This window comes from Sphingomonas sp. SP5, assembly GCF_058313455.1.
This window is the reverse complement of the sequence record NZ_JBZFLF010000003.1, coordinates 381087-393711: the sequence shown is the minus strand read 5'-3', so window position 1 is coordinate 393711 and position 12625 is coordinate 381087. Positions and strand designations below refer to the sequence as shown.

Below are 12625 nucleotides of genomic sequence, written 5' to 3'. Positions count from 1 at the left end.
GCGGAGGGCGAACCACTTGAGGTCGAGCGCTTGACGTTGATTCGATCGAGAGCCGCGAATGGGCCTGGGTGCCAAGGGCACGCCTCTAGAGATCGCTAGGTACTCCGTCGAAGTGAGCGTAGGCGGAGGAATGGTCGAACCTGTCACACTGACCGAGCGGGCATATGAGTTGGCGCGATCGGGTGAGTACGGATCGGTGAACGCCCTTCGCCAGCGGCTTCGACGAGAGGGCTATGCGACCATTCACGCCGATCTGCACGGCGCCACGATCAATATCGAGCTGATCGCGATCATTCGCGGCTGCACGCTCCGGTCCGCGAGCATCGTTCACCAGCGCTAGCGATGGTCTCGGTTGCGCTCGCCTGAGCCTCCGGCGCAAGTAACATCCCGCCGTGCCCAATCGGATGGGCAATCCGTTGGGGCGTGATGACAGCTGCCGCTCTGCTACCGGATCCGTACATCCTGGCTCTGACCGGCTTCGGTCTGCTGACCGCACTAGTCGTGTGGCTTCCACTGGTCTTGCGCAAGCTGCCGCTGTCGCTGCCGATCGTCTGCATCGCGCTGGGAGCGGCCTTGTTCTCGCTGCCGCCGATGACGCTCAAGCCGCTGCCGGTTCTCTATCCGGAGATCGCCGAGCGCGTCACCGAGTTCGTGGTCATCATCGCGTTGATGGGTGCCGGCCTGAAGATCGATCGGGTGTTCCGGTGGCGGGACTGGATGGTGACGTGGCGGCTGCTCGCCGTGACCATGCCGCTCAGCATCGTCGCGATAACGTTCCTCACCGCCTGGATCATGGGTCTGCCCTGGGCGGTGGCGCTGCTGATGGGCGCCAGCCTTGCCCCTACAGACCCGGTTCTCGCGTCCGACATCCAGGTCGGTCCGCCCGAAAGCGACGACGAGGACGAGGTTCGCTTCGGCCTGACCTCGGAGGCGGGATTGAACGATGGCCTCGCCTTCCCCTTCGTGCATCTGGCGATCGCGCTGGCCGTGGCGGCGGGCACCGGAGAGCCGTGGTTTGTCGGGTGGCTGAGCTACCGCGTCCTGTGGGAGGTCAGCGCCGGGATCGGCGGCGGGTGGTTGGTTGGTCGGCTGTTCGGCTGGCTGACCTTCCACGTCTCGGCGGAAAGCAAGCTGGCAAAGACCGGAGACGGGCTGATCGCCCTCGCGGCGACCTGCGTGTCCTACGGCTTCACCGAGATCATCCACAGCTACGGCTTCATGGCGGTGTTCGTCACCGCGCTGACCTTCCGCGCGACCCATCGGCAGCACGACTTTCACCACGACATGCACGACGTCACCGAGCAGATCGAGCGGCTGGCCATGATGGTGCTGCTCATTCTGTTCGGCGGCGCGTTGGTAAGCGGCCTAATGGCGTCTGTTGGCTGGATCGAGATTGCCGTGGCAATCCTCATTTTGCTCGTCGTCCGCCCCGTGGCAGGGTTGATCGGCCTGATTGGTCACAAGGCCGACAGGTCTGAGAAGCTGACGCTCGCATTCTTCGGCATACGTGGCGTCGGGTCGATCTACTATCTCGCCTACGGCCTCAACCACGTCGATGCCGATGGCGCGGATCGGCTATGGGGACTGATCGGGTTGGTCGTGCTGTTCTCGATCGTGCTGCACGGGCTGACGGTCACGCCCATCATGCGGAAGCTCGACCGCCAACAAGGACGAGATCCTGATCGAGATAATCCGAGCACTGTGGTTGACTAGCGATCGCAATGGCGATTGATGATCTTGTTCTGGACGTGCGCTGCTTGGTCTGGCGTTCAGTAAAGGGAGCGATCGGCGCCTCGTCCATTTGGCCGTCGCTATTCCCCGGCAGGCGTGATAGGTAGTGCCATCGGCAGCATCCCCATAGTAGGCGCTGCCGGCTGAGAGACCACCGCGCTCCCGCTTACGAACGGGAGATCCCTCGTGGACCTGAACTACATTCTTAGCCGCCATCAGCTTTCGCTGTTCGCGGCTGAAATTGCCAATGGCCCTGAAGCGCGTGACGCGCATCTCATCCTTGCTCAAGGCTATGCCGCACGCATTCACAGGGGCGAGCACAATACGTGCGTCACTGCCAACTCGGCACCAATCGCATGAGCTGGCGCAACGCGACGAGCAGCGCGACTGGTCAACTGACGACGTCGCGCGCGATTAACTTGGGCATGGACGAGAAGGACGTCCGCGCATGCTGCGCCAAGCACGGTGTTGAAATCAGCGCCATAGAGACGCTGCTATCCGGCGGAACGCGGGTCGTCCTGATGAGCGGGGCTGCGGCGGAGACGATGCGCAAGGCGTTCGGCAAGCGGGTGCTCAGCTGTGCCGTCCAAAGGGCACCGCTGAGAACCTGGGCACGATAGTGGGGCTGGAGCTCGCCGGAACGCGCATCATCTCCGCCTCAGTTGCCTTCGCCCATGCCTTTCAGTTAGGCAGGGACCCAAGGGAACTGCCCCCTGGCACGTACAGGATCGACACGCATGGGGACATGTTCTGCGGCGCGTTCGCACCGGTGTATGTCGCGACGAGCATCGATTTCATCGTGGAGGACCAAGGTGGCACCACCACCCGAATGGTGCAGCCCTTAGATCTGGCAGCTGCGATCGCCCGGGATGAGGCACGATGCGACTTCTTGGACGACGCGAGCGACAGCTCGCCGACCATAGGCTCCAAGGCGGATCCGTCATGAGCAGCTTTGTCGCGATAGCAGCAGGGCTGTGGCTCCTACCGCTCGCCATGGCGCTGGTCGCTTACGGCGCCGCTGCCATCTCCCCCCCAGCGCGGAGATGGATCAATCGCCTGCTATTCGGCTAGACCAAGTGGCATAGCGCTGGCATGCTGTTCAACGGTCGGCTGCGTCAACTCGATTTGACCGACACCAGTACCTCCATCTCTACGAAGTCGTTCGAATCGCCGACGTAGCCGCCGGTAACTGGCATGGTCTGTCCGTTGCAGCGCCCCACAGCGACCGGGATCAGGCTGGCAGAGCCGACCCGCTGGTGTGTCGGATCGAATGCGATCCATCCTGCGCAGGGCAGATAGACCTCTGCCCAGGCGTGCGTAGATCCACCATCGTCGCTGCCTACGTCGGGATCGAAGAGGTAGCCGGACACAGCCCGCGCGCCGAAGCCGAGGTGTCGGACCGCGTCGATGAACAGCGCGGCAATGTCTCGGCAGGAGCCGCTGCCCAGGGTGAGCGTCTCGAGCGGAGCCTGCGTGCCTTCCTCGTCGCGCGTGCGGTACGCCACCGTCGCGGTGATGCCGGCGTTGATATCCTTCAGCAGCGAGAGCGTGTCGGTCGGCGGGCCAAGGATGAAGCCTTCGGCCCAGCGTGCTGCGACGCTGTTTTCGTGGGCTTGGATCGGACGTAGCAAGGCGCCTAAGTCAGCCGCCTCATCGTCCGAGTAGCGAAACGGATAGGCGTGCGCGGCTGGCGCGATCCGGAACACAGGCCATTCCGGCGCCGATTGCTCGACCAGCATATCCGCCGCGATGACCAACTCCGAGGCGGACTCGGCAAACCGGGCGGTGACGACGATGTTACCGAAAACATCCTGCGTCCATTCCAGATCGGCCGCCGGCTGGCAGTCGAGCGCGCTCGCGAGAACCCGCAGGTCATGGTCGCCGCGCGGCACAAGCAGCAATCGGTGCTCACCGAGCTGCACAGGTCGCCGATAGCGATAGGTGGTCGTGTGGCGGATGCGGAGCCTCATGCGAGCGTCAACGCATCAACTCGAGTCCCGGGCAGCGCCAAGTTTGCTACTAGCCCTATCTTTCCCGCGTTGAGTACCTATATCGGTCGGGCTCAACGTCGCCTGCGACGGATATCGGGCCGCTCAGGCTCCCCTTGTCCCTTTCTAGCCTCACGAAGCCGGGATGCGCCGCTGTGGGCGTATGCCCGACCACGCATGGGACAAAGGATACCCATATGATCACCGGCACCGTAAAATTCTTCAACACCGACAAGGGCTATGGCTTCATCGCGCCCGAGGACGGAAGCACCGACGCCTTCGTCCACATTACCGCCGTCGAGCGCGCCGGCATGCGCACGCTCAACAAGGACGACCGGGTTTCCTACGAGCTGGAGACGGATCGTCGCGGCAAGTCCTCGGCGGTAAATCTCCAGGCTGCCTGAGCAAGGCCGATCGGCGGAGGCCCCCAAGGCCTTCGCCAAACCGTCCTTCTGCGCAGGAGCATCATGTCCTTACCACTTTATCGAGACGAGGCCGCTCGTCAGCGGCTGACCGCCGAGGAATCATCCCTCCAGAACGTGCGCGAGCGATGCGAACGCGCAGCGCAGGCCTGGGATGCACTCGCCGTTCGTAGTGAACGAGTCGACGCGACGCGCACTGAGGCCGCGGCGGACAAGCTGCTGGGCGACCCGAGCGAGAACCCGGACCGCGGACTTGCCACACCCGTTCGTCGCGACACCTGACGTTGGCGACGCTCGAAACTGCAATCAATCGAGACCCGGGAGAGCGGGCGGGCTTGCTTGTCGACACGGCCGAGATACCCGGCGGCGGTGAGCTGCGCCTGCTTCGACATGGGCCTCATTACGAGATCATGTTCGGCCAGGAGCAGCTGATGGGAAGCTGGTCCTACCGATCGGAGCAGGCGCTTGCGACATTGGCGCTTGAGGGCTTGGGCGAACGACCGCGGGTCCTGATCGGCGGGCTGGGCATGGGATTTACCTTGGCCGCAGCGCGAGCCACACTTCCGATAGGCGCCAGCATCGTCGTCGCCGAGCTCGTGCCCAAGATCGTGACCTGGGCTCGCGGCCACCTGCGTCATCTGTTCGGCAATTCTCTGGAAGACCCGCGGGTCTCGGTTGAGGTACGGGATGTCCACGACCTGATCGTCGATCAGGCCGGTGGGTTGGACGCGATCCTGCTTGATGTCGACAACGGACCCGACGGGCTCATCACCCTCGCCAATGAGCGGCTCTATTCCGCTTGGGGCTTGCGTGCTGCGCGTGCGGCACTTCGGCCCGGCGGCGTGCTCGCCATCTGGTCGGCTTACCCGGACCACGGCTTTTCCCATCAGCTGCGGGCGTCCGGCTTCGACGTCGAGGAGTTCAGGATCGACACGGATCGAGGCGAGGACAACCCGGATCACACGATCTGGCTCGCCACGGTGGATCGAACACGCGATAGGCCGAGCGGCGCCGATACTACCCGGTTTGGAGTTGAGGCATAACCAAACGCGCGCCATCGCTGTTCCTCTGCTTCGACATCTGGATTGAGGGTTGCACCACCAGCCTTCGCATGTTCGAGACGATGGCCGCAGTGCCGGCGGTGTTGAACGCCCGCATGCCGATGATCGGGGCAGCCGCTTTCGACCCGCTCCATGGCAATTGGCCCGAGCTTCACAGAATGGTGGCGGAGAAGACCGAAGCATTCGTGAAGGCCAGCCTCTCGGTGGCGCGAGACATGCATGCGATCCAATCCGAGATGTTGCAGCCTAACCCCTCCGTGGGGAGCGCTGCCTTATCAAGCGCACGGATCCAGTACCACGCCATCGGGGCTGCCGGGCGGGCACTGGCCCCGCTCCACGCCGCGGTGACTGGAAACGCGAGGCGCTTCCAAGCCCGGCGCTGAACAACGGTCGACGCTCAGGCGGGTCAGACTTCTTGACTCAAAATCCGCCGTTCGGGCGAAAAGGAAGCTTCCAACAAGCTGCCGTTCGTTCAGGTGACGGACAGCACTACCGTGTTGATCGGTCGAGAGATTTCCGCTTTCGCTAGAGCCCTGAGAAGGGGGCAGCAACATGCATGCGGCGGCACAGTTTGAGTTGATCATCGCGATGTCCCTGGTGATCGTCGGACTGCATTATATCGCGCGGCGCCTCTCGCTTCCGCCTGCAGCGGCGCTCATCGTCGGCGGCGGAGCGGTCGCCTTCGTCCCCGGCCTGCCCGCGGTCGCGATCGACCCGGAGCTGGTCCTCGTCCTGTTCCTGCCGCCGCTGCTGATGGACGGCGCCTGGTTCACCGCGATCGCGCCGTTCCGCCGCCATATGGCAGGCATCCTGTCGCTGGCGGTCGGCGCCGTGTTCTTCACGACCGCAGTCGTCGCGGTCGTCACCAAGCTGCTGCTGCCGGCGCTGCCGTGGGCGGCGTGCGTGGCGCTAGGCGCGATCCTGTCGCCTCCTGATGCGGTGTCGGCGCGCGCCGTGCTTCAGCAGGTACGCTTGCCGCGACGCCTGTCGACCTTACTGGATGGCGAGAGCCTGCTCAACGATGCCGCCGGACTGGTGCTGTTCCGCTTCGCAGTGGCGGCGGTGCTGACCGGCACCTTCAGTCTTGGTGCAGCAACCGGCACCTTCTTCCTGCTCGTGGTCGGCGGTATCGCGGTCGGCTCAGGCATCGGGGCGCTCTGGGTGTTGTTGCTGCGACGGCTCGGCGACGACACGTTGATGATCGCGGCGACGATGCTGGTGTGCTGGAGCGCCTACTTCGCCGGCGAACTGCTCCATGTGTCCGGCGTGATCGCCGTCGTGACCGCCGGGCTGACTTGCGGCTGGTTCCAGCATGTCGTGTTCAGCGCCAGCGTAAGGATCCGTGCGCTCGCCTTCTGGCAGGTGCTCGTCTTCCTCCTCGAGGCGGCGGTGTTCACGCTGATCGGACTGTCGCTGCGCGGTATCCTGGACCGCATCGGCGATCCCGCGCGCATCCTCGACACGATGGCGGTGCCCGTTCTGGCCATCGTCGCGGCGGTGATCGTAGCGCGCTTCCTGTGGATCTTCGCTGCTGACGCGATCGTGGCACTCCTACGCCGCGCCGGTCGGGTATCGGCGCGCCCGCTGGGTGGACGCGCTGCGCTCGTCATGAGCTGGGCGGGAATGCGCGGCGTGGTGACCCTGGCCGTGGCTCTGTCGCTGCCGGAAACGATGCCGGAGCGCGATCTGATGCTGGCCACCGCCTTCGCCGTGATCCTGGTCACCGTTCTGGTCCAGGGCACGTCGCTCGGCTGGATCATCAATCGCGCGCGGCCCGCGGAAGACGAGGGCGCGCTACCACCGCTCGACCTTCAGGCCGCCGAACATGCAATGTTCAGGGCGCAACTCTCGACGGTCGAACGCGAAGCGCATGACGCCGGCGGTGAAGTCATCCATCCCCAGCTACTCCGCCGCTATCGCACGCGCGCCACCGCGGGCGCGGCGTTCGACGGCACCGCGGAGGAGCGCAATCGGGCGATCGCGCGCCATTTCGACGTCATCATCGCAGCGGTAGAAGCGGGCCGAGCCGAACTGGTCCGGCTGCACCGCGCCGGCCAGATCGACGACGAGACACTTCACGATTTGGAGCACGACCTAGACCTTGAGGAATTGGGCGCCGTTGCCGCCAAGGGTTGAGATGATAGACGAGGTGAGCGCCTTTGCCGCAAGCGATGCGTTGCCCGAACTCGCCGACGCTCGGGCGGTCGGCCTCCCGATGCTCGACCGCCATGTACAAAGAATACGCGAGGGGCGAGGCGCCGCCGGTGCTGGAGGAGCTCGCTGGCAAAATCCGGGCGGCTGGCCGGAGCGCATGCCAGCGTCGCCTGGGACGGCCCGCTCACGGAGATGGGGATGGTCGTGATTTCCAGCACGCGGAGGGTCGGCGGGATCGGTCGAGCCCCCGACGTTGCGGAAACGCCGGTCGGTGACGGCGGCGCGGTTCGAGCCAAACCTTTCCCGCGGTTTGCAGCGGACCTGGCCTGGTGGACGGAGGCTGCGCATGAGCAACGCGGCCGGGTCGCCCCGGCATACTGATCCAGGTGACCCACAATCGGCCATTCGCGGTGGAGCCGGACCCTTCCAACTTCTGCCATTCGTTCACTCCGGTGTCGCAGTCCCTTTTGCCGTCGCGACCTTCCAATATCAGCCTCCTGCAGGGCTGAGGCTGGTACCGCATGCGAAAGTGCTGCACGAGCAGTCCAAAGGGGAACGAATGAGGCTCGGCGTGCTGAACAAGGTGTTGCTCCGCGTCACCACCGCAATTCTGCTAGCTCAAGCGCCCACCTCGTTGTGGGCACAAGAGGTGCTCGATCCCGACCCGAACACGCTGGCACCGTCCAAGGACCCGAGGCGTACTGCAAACGGCCTCGCCCAGCAGCCGCCCATGGGCTGGAACAGCTGGAACAAGTTTGCCTGCAAGGTGGACGAGACTACTATCCGTGCGACCGCTGACGCGATCTCGTCTAACGGGATGAAGAGCGCCGGGTATAGCTATATCGTTATCGATGATTGCTGGCACGGCGCCCGAGACGCGAACGGCTTCATCACCGCAGACCAGATGCGCTTCCCCAGCGGGATGAAAGCGCTGTCGGACTATGTCCATTCCAAGGGGCTCAAGTTTGGCATTTACTCAGATGCCGGCACGAAGACCTGCGGGGGGCGTCCGGGTAGCCAGGGACACGAATATCAGGACGCCCTCCAATATGCACGTTGGGGCGTGGACTACCTTAAGTATGACTGGTGCTCGACGGGCGTCCGCAATGCCGAAGAAGCCTATGCGCTCATGTCGGACGCGCTTCGTGCCTCGGGGCGTAATATCCTTTTTCGATGTGCGAATGGGGGAATTCGAAGCCGTGGCTATGGGCGTCCAAGATCGGCAACATGTGGCGCACGACTGGCGACATCACTGATAAATGGACCGGCCGTCACGGCTACAGCTGGGGTGTGACGTCGATCGCCGACATGAATGAGCCGCTATGGCCCTACGCCGGGCCGGGTCATTGGAACGATCCCGATATGCTGGAGGTCGGCAACGGCGGTATGACCGATACCGAATATCGTTCGCATTTCTCGCTCTGGGCGATGATGGCCGCGCCGCTGATCGCCGGCAACGATATTGTTGGCATGACCGATGCGACCCGCGCGATCCTTCTCAACACGGACGTTATTGCCGTCGATCAGGATCGTCTTGGCGTACAAAGCCATCGGGTATGGAAGGACGGCGACCGCGAAATCTGGTCCAAACCTATGTCGGACGGAGGGCGTGCCCTGCTGCTGTTCAACCGCGGCGATGCCCCCGCGGCTATCACCGCCCATTGGACCATGCTTGGTTTGCCCCGACAGGTCCGGATGCAGGTGCGCGACCTCTGGGCACACAAGGATCTCGGCAAACACTCTGACCGCTTTGCGGCGTCGGTCGCACCTCATGGTGTCGTTATGGTGCGATTGAAGCAATAATCCCGAAAAGTATGCTTTTCAGAAAACGATCCTGGCTCACCCTTTCGGTCGATCCGTTCGTTCAGCATGTGTAGAGCGACGACCCAATTCCAGTCATTCAGGTCCAAAGCTGCGCCGCCCGAAAGCGGACGTCCATTCAGGGCGCGCGATGGAGCAGCGAATGGGCCGGTTGCCGCCCGGCAGCTTCTACGTGGGTAGCGAAAAGCGGCTGTTTGGCGGGTGTTAAAACCGCTCGTGGCTGTTGAAAAAGCGAGGTAGCTACTTGCGATGAAGCGAGCGTACGACAGAATGTCGCCGCTCGCCCCAACCGTTATCGTTAGTTGAGGATCAGCGAACGCTGCCGCGACGAACCAGGTTGACGATCGCCAGCAGGATCACCGCGCCGAGCAGCGACACCAGGAACGAGGTAATGTTCAAGGGCGCCTCGTTGATCGATCCGCCATTGACGATCAGACCGCCGATGAAGGCGCCGACGATGCCGACGATCACGTTCACGATGATGCTGTTGTTGTCGCGCATGATGAGCCCTGCGAGCCAGCCGACGACGCCGCCGATGACGAGCCAGATGAGGATGCCGATCATTAAATTGTCTCCTAGATTGAGGTGCGGATCAGTTGTGTGACTTGGCGGCACGACGCTTCGGCGCCTTGGCAGGCGCCGATCGTATGAGCACGAAGGCGCCGATCGCGAACACCGCGACCGCACCGGCAAGAAGGTAGAGCGGACCATTAACGCCCAGACGCTCACGCACGACCTCGTCGCCCTTTCGGCCGAGTTCACGACCGCGATCAATCGCCTCGGCAACCACGCCGGGCGCGTCGTCGATCGCGCCCGCGACGACATCCTTCACCACGCCGTAGCCGTGCTGGATCGTGCCTGCGGCCTGATCGACGAGACCATCGCCCTTCAGCTTATCGGTGCCGACCGCATCACCCAGGCCGTGCTCGGCCTTGCCGACCACGTCGCGGGCGGAGCCCATGATCCGATCCTCGTTCACGTCTAATCTCCTGAAGGGACCGACGGGCTCGGCCATGATCTCCATTTAAGGGCGTATTGAGCACCGCCAAAGATGCGATCTCATCAGTCCGTCTGATACAAATGTCGCGGTTCATTCGTTTCGTGCTACATCCGATCGGCCGCCCGGCATCGGGTCTCGCGGCCCATCCAAAAAGGAACGTCGATGGCGGATCAAGCGGCAGCTGGCCTCGTCGGCATCAGGGATGCGGCCGACCTCGGCAATCTGCGGCTGATCGTCGCGGGCCTGAGCGAAGGGGTTCTGCTGATCGATCCCGACCAGACCATCCTGTGGGCAAACTACGCCGCGCTCCGGATGCACGGCGTCGGGGAGCTCGACGGTTTGGGCGGCACCGTCGACGAGTATCGACGCCGGTTCGAGCTGCGCTATCGCAACAACCATAAGCTGGATGCCGGCGAGTATCCGATCGCGCGGGTGGTATCGGGCGAGACGTTCACGGAAGTGACCGTCGAGGTCGCGCCGACCGGGGAGAACGAGACGCACTGGGTCCATCAGATCCGCAGCATCGTGCTCGTCGACAAGAAGGGCGATCCTGAATGTCTCGTGCTGGTGATGCTCGACGTGACCGAGCAATGCGACGCCGAGGAGCGCTTCTCGCAGGCGTTCAACGCCAATCCCGCCCCCGCGTTGATCGGGCGCCTCTCCGACTTGCGCATCATCAAGGCCAACCAGGGCTTCCTTGACATGACCGGTTTCGAGCGCGACCAACTCGTCGGTCGCACTGTATACGAGGTCGACCTGTTCGGGCGCGCCGCGCACCGCGAGGTCGCGCACGAACGGCTCGCCGAGGGGCGCGCCGTGCCGCAGATGGAATCCGAGCTGGCCCTCCCCGACGGCACCGACAAGCTCGTCATCCTCGCCGGGCAGCCAATCGTCTATGCCGACCAGGACTGCATGCTGTTCACGTTTGCGGACCTCGAGCCGCGCCGGAAGGCCGAGACCGCGATGCGGCACAGCGAGGAGCGGTTCCAGCAGGCGTTCCAGTTGGCACCCGTGGCGATGGTCGTCGCCTCCCGGAACCGCCACATGCTGTTCCATGCCAATCGCGCCTTCCAGGACATGACCGGCTATGCCGACGATCGCCTCGTCGGGCGGACCGCCGGAGAGATCATGCTGTGGGACACGGCCGCGACCCGGCGCCGGCTCGAGGAACAGGTCGAGACGACCGGCAGCTTTCGCAACGTCGACGCCAAGGTGCGAACCTGTGACGGCGGTTTGCTCGACTGCTTAGTTTCCGCCGCGACCGTCGACATGGCTGGTGACGCCAGCGTGCTCTGGGTCATTCAGGACATCACCGAGCGCCGCCAAACGGAGCTCGAGCTGGTCACCGCGATCGAGACGGTGATGGCCGACGCGAGCTGGTTCAGCCGCAACGTCGTCGAGAAGCTCGCCAACCTGCGCGCACAGCAGTCGGGTGCTCCGACCAAGGAGATCACCGAGCTGACCGCCCGCGAGAAGGAGGTGCTGAGCCTTGTCTGCCAGGGCGAGGACGACGCCACGATCGCCGAGACGCTGGTTATGTCGCGCACCACCGTGCGCAACCACGTTGCGCGCATCTACGGCAAGATCGGGGTCAACAAGCGCGGCGCGGCGATCGTCTGGGCGCGCGAACGCGGGTTGGCTAAGGCGCCAGTCAGGCCGGCGCGGCGAACCTGACCGGCATTTCGGCCGACTGATGCAGATGGCCCGCCTCGCCTGAAGCACCTGTTTCTTTCGGCGTGCTCCACCGTTTCCTAGCTTCAGTCATGTGGGATCGGGCGCGTATCTGCCCGGTCCCGCACCTTCAGGAGCCGATGCGATGCCCGATCAGCCGCCCAAGTCCGACGCCGACCGCACGCGCGGCTCGATCAAGGAAGCGATCGGCAAGATCACCGGCGACCGCAAGGCGATCCGCGAAGGCGCGGCCGAGAAGATCGCGGCCGCACCCGACACCCCCACAGTTCCATGAACACAGGAGCCTATCCCATGGCCGACACCAAGCACGACATCAGCGTACTCAACGGCCTGATCGCTACCACCCTCGACAGCGTCGACGGCTATACCGAAGCCGCCCAGGATGCCGACAACAATCGTTTCGGCGCGATGTTCACGGCGCGCGCCGGTGAGCGCCAGCAGGTCGCCCGCCAACTCCAGAGCGTCGTCACCAGCCTTGGCGGCAACGCGGAAGACGACGGTACGGTCCTGGCTAAGGCCCATCGCATGTTCACCGGGCTGCGCAACAGCATCAGCGGCGGTGACACGGTCGTCGTCGACGAGGTCGAGCGCGGCGAAGATCACATCAAGGCGAAGTTCGAGGATGCCATGCAGGACCGTGATCTATCGCAGTCGACACGCAATGCCATCGAGCAGGCCTATGCCTCGGTCCGCGCAGGTCACGACCAGATGCGCGACCTGAAGCACAGCCTCCACGGCTCCAACTGATCGGCTCGG

Annotated in this window: 17 protein-coding genes; 14 read left to right on the top strand and 3 right to left on the bottom strand. The window is 64.1% G+C overall.

Going from position 1 to position 12625, the window contains the following annotated elements; all coding sequences use genetic code 11:
* The first annotated feature begins 130 nt into the window (after positions 1-130).
* The 5 genes from AC4GY7_RS09600 (at position 131) to AC4GY7_RS09580 (ending at position 2677) form a co-directional block, all read left to right on the top strand.
* Positions 131-340, top strand: a complete 210-nt coding sequence (locus tag AC4GY7_RS09600) for a hypothetical protein (RefSeq protein WP_491113271.1) — start codon at positions 131-133, stop codon at positions 338-340.
* An 86-nt stretch (positions 341-426) separates the two neighbouring features.
* The gene (locus AC4GY7_RS09595; RefSeq protein WP_491113742.1) at positions 427-1713 is read left to right on the top strand and encodes a cation:proton antiporter; all 1287 of its coding nucleotides are present in this window, start codon (positions 427-429) and stop codon (positions 1711-1713) included.
* Between the two features lie 204 nt (positions 1714-1917).
* Positions 1918-2091 (top strand): hypothetical protein, encoded by a 174-nt coding sequence (locus tag AC4GY7_RS09590; protein ID WP_491113269.1) that lies wholly within the window; start codon positions 1918-1920, stop codon positions 2089-2091.
* Complete coding sequence (locus AC4GY7_RS09585) at positions 2088-2351, top strand: hypothetical protein (protein ID WP_491113267.1); 264 nt, start codon at positions 2088-2090, stop codon at positions 2349-2351. Before AC4GY7_RS09590 ends, AC4GY7_RS09585 begins: the two co-directional genes overlap by 4 nt.
* The gene (locus tag AC4GY7_RS09580) at positions 2351-2677 is read left to right on the top strand and encodes a hypothetical protein (protein WP_491113265.1); all 327 of its coding nucleotides are present in this window, start codon (positions 2351-2353) and stop codon (positions 2675-2677) included. The genes AC4GY7_RS09585 and AC4GY7_RS09580 overlap by 1 nt, the downstream gene beginning before the upstream one ends.
* Positions 2678-2846: 169 nt before the next feature.
* Here the strand turns inward: AC4GY7_RS09580 and AC4GY7_RS09575 are convergent, their stop codons facing one another.
* Complete coding sequence (locus AC4GY7_RS09575; RefSeq protein ID WP_491113263.1) at positions 2847-3701, bottom strand: transglutaminase family protein; 855 nt, start codon at positions 3699-3701, stop codon at positions 2847-2849.
* A gap of 215 nt (positions 3702-3916) precedes the next feature.
* Here AC4GY7_RS09575 and AC4GY7_RS09570 point away from each other — a divergent pair, with 215 nt between their 5' ends.
* From AC4GY7_RS09570 to AC4GY7_RS09545, 6 genes are all read left to right on the top strand, one after another.
* The gene (locus AC4GY7_RS09570; RefSeq protein ID WP_491113262.1) at positions 3917-4123 is read left to right on the top strand and encodes a cold-shock protein; all 207 of its coding nucleotides are present in this window, start codon (positions 3917-3919) and stop codon (positions 4121-4123) included.
* A 302-nt stretch (positions 4124-4425) separates the two neighbouring features.
* Positions 4426-5184, top strand: coding sequence for a spermidine synthase family protein (locus AC4GY7_RS09565; RefSeq protein WP_491113260.1), 759 nt, complete (start codon positions 4426-4428; stop codon positions 5182-5184).
* A 68-nt stretch (positions 5185-5252) separates the two neighbouring features.
* Positions 5253-5585 carry a hypothetical protein gene (locus tag AC4GY7_RS09560; RefSeq protein WP_491113258.1) on the top strand — a complete coding sequence of 111 codons (333 nt, stop codon included), beginning with the start codon at positions 5253-5255 and terminating at the stop codon, positions 5583-5585.
* 169 nt (positions 5586-5754) lie between these two features.
* Entirely contained in the window at positions 5755-7338 is a 1584-nt protein-coding gene (locus AC4GY7_RS09555) for a Na+/H+ antiporter (protein WP_491113256.1), read from the top strand.
* A gap of 577 nt (positions 7339-7915) precedes the next feature.
* Positions 7916-8650: a glycoside hydrolase family 27 protein gene (locus AC4GY7_RS09550; protein WP_491113740.1), complete on the top strand. Its 735-nt coding sequence runs from the start codon at positions 7916-7918 to the stop codon at positions 8648-8650.
* Positions 8584-9159, top strand: coding sequence for an alpha-amylase family protein (locus AC4GY7_RS09545; RefSeq protein ID WP_491113254.1), 576 nt, complete (start codon positions 8584-8586; stop codon positions 9157-9159). The genes AC4GY7_RS09550 and AC4GY7_RS09545 overlap by 67 nt, the downstream gene beginning before the upstream one ends.
* Positions 9160-9486: 327 nt before the next feature.
* On the opposite strand, the gene AC4GY7_RS09540 is transcribed toward AC4GY7_RS09545, so the two are convergent.
* Entirely contained in the window at positions 9487-9738 is a 252-nt protein-coding gene (locus AC4GY7_RS09540; protein ID WP_491113738.1) for a GlsB/YeaQ/YmgE family stress response membrane protein, read from the bottom strand.
* 31 nt (positions 9739-9769) lie between these two features.
* On the bottom strand, positions 9770-10201 hold the full coding sequence (locus AC4GY7_RS09535) for a CsbD family protein (RefSeq protein ID WP_491113252.1): 432 nt from the start codon (positions 10199-10201) through the stop codon (positions 9770-9772).
* 138 nt (positions 10202-10339) lie between these two features.
* Between AC4GY7_RS09535 and AC4GY7_RS09530 the strand changes: the two genes are divergently transcribed.
* From AC4GY7_RS09530 to AC4GY7_RS09520, 3 genes are all read left to right on the top strand, one after another.
* Positions 10340-11851, top strand: a complete 1512-nt coding sequence (locus tag AC4GY7_RS09530; protein WP_491113250.1) for a PAS domain S-box protein — start codon at positions 10340-10342, stop codon at positions 11849-11851.
* Between the two features lie 142 nt (positions 11852-11993).
* The gene (locus tag AC4GY7_RS09525; protein WP_491113248.1) at positions 11994-12143 is read left to right on the top strand and encodes a hypothetical protein; all 150 of its coding nucleotides are present in this window, start codon (positions 11994-11996) and stop codon (positions 12141-12143) included.
* A gap of 17 nt (positions 12144-12160) precedes the next feature.
* Positions 12161-12616, top strand: coding sequence for a PA2169 family four-helix-bundle protein (locus tag AC4GY7_RS09520; protein ID WP_491113246.1), 456 nt, complete (start codon positions 12161-12163; stop codon positions 12614-12616).
* The last annotated feature ends 9 nt before the right edge of the window (positions 12617-12625 follow it).

Excerpts from the sequence above, each read along its gene's own strand:
- AC4GY7_RS09600 (WP_491113271.1), top strand. The coding sequence starts at position 131 with ATGGTCGAACCTGTCACACTGACCGAGCGGGCATATGAGTTGGCGCGA.
- AC4GY7_RS09595 (WP_491113742.1), top strand. The coding sequence starts at position 427 with ATGACAGCTGCCGCTCTGCTACCGGATCCGTACATCCTGGCTCTGACC.
- AC4GY7_RS09585 (WP_491113267.1), top strand. The coding sequence starts at position 2,088 with ATGAGCTGGCGCAACGCGACGAGCAGCGCGACTGGTCAACTGACGACG.
- AC4GY7_RS09575 (WP_491113263.1), bottom strand. The coding sequence starts at position 3,701 with ATGAGGCTCCGCATCCGCCACACGACCACCTATCGCTATCGGCGACCT.
- AC4GY7_RS09570 (WP_491113262.1), top strand. The coding sequence starts at position 3,917 with ATGATCACCGGCACCGTAAAATTCTTCAACACCGACAAGGGCTATGGC.
- AC4GY7_RS09560 (WP_491113258.1), top strand. The coding sequence starts at position 5,253 with ATGTTCGAGACGATGGCCGCAGTGCCGGCGGTGTTGAACGCCCGCATG.
- AC4GY7_RS09555 (WP_491113256.1), top strand. The coding sequence starts at position 5,755 with ATGCATGCGGCGGCACAGTTTGAGTTGATCATCGCGATGTCCCTGGTG.
- AC4GY7_RS09550 (WP_491113740.1), top strand. The coding sequence starts at position 7,916 with ATGAGGCTCGGCGTGCTGAACAAGGTGTTGCTCCGCGTCACCACCGCA.
- AC4GY7_RS09545 (WP_491113254.1), top strand. The coding sequence starts at position 8,584 with ATGTGGCGCACGACTGGCGACATCACTGATAAATGGACCGGCCGTCAC.
- AC4GY7_RS09535 (WP_491113252.1), bottom strand. The coding sequence starts at position 10,201 with ATGGAGATCATGGCCGAGCCCGTCGGTCCCTTCAGGAGATTAGACGTG.
- AC4GY7_RS09530 (WP_491113250.1), top strand. The coding sequence starts at position 10,340 with ATGGCGGATCAAGCGGCAGCTGGCCTCGTCGGCATCAGGGATGCGGCC.
- AC4GY7_RS09525 (WP_491113248.1), top strand. The coding sequence starts at position 11,994 with ATGCCCGATCAGCCGCCCAAGTCCGACGCCGACCGCACGCGCGGCTCG.
- AC4GY7_RS09520 (WP_491113246.1), top strand. The coding sequence starts at position 12,161 with ATGGCCGACACCAAGCACGACATCAGCGTACTCAACGGCCTGATCGCT.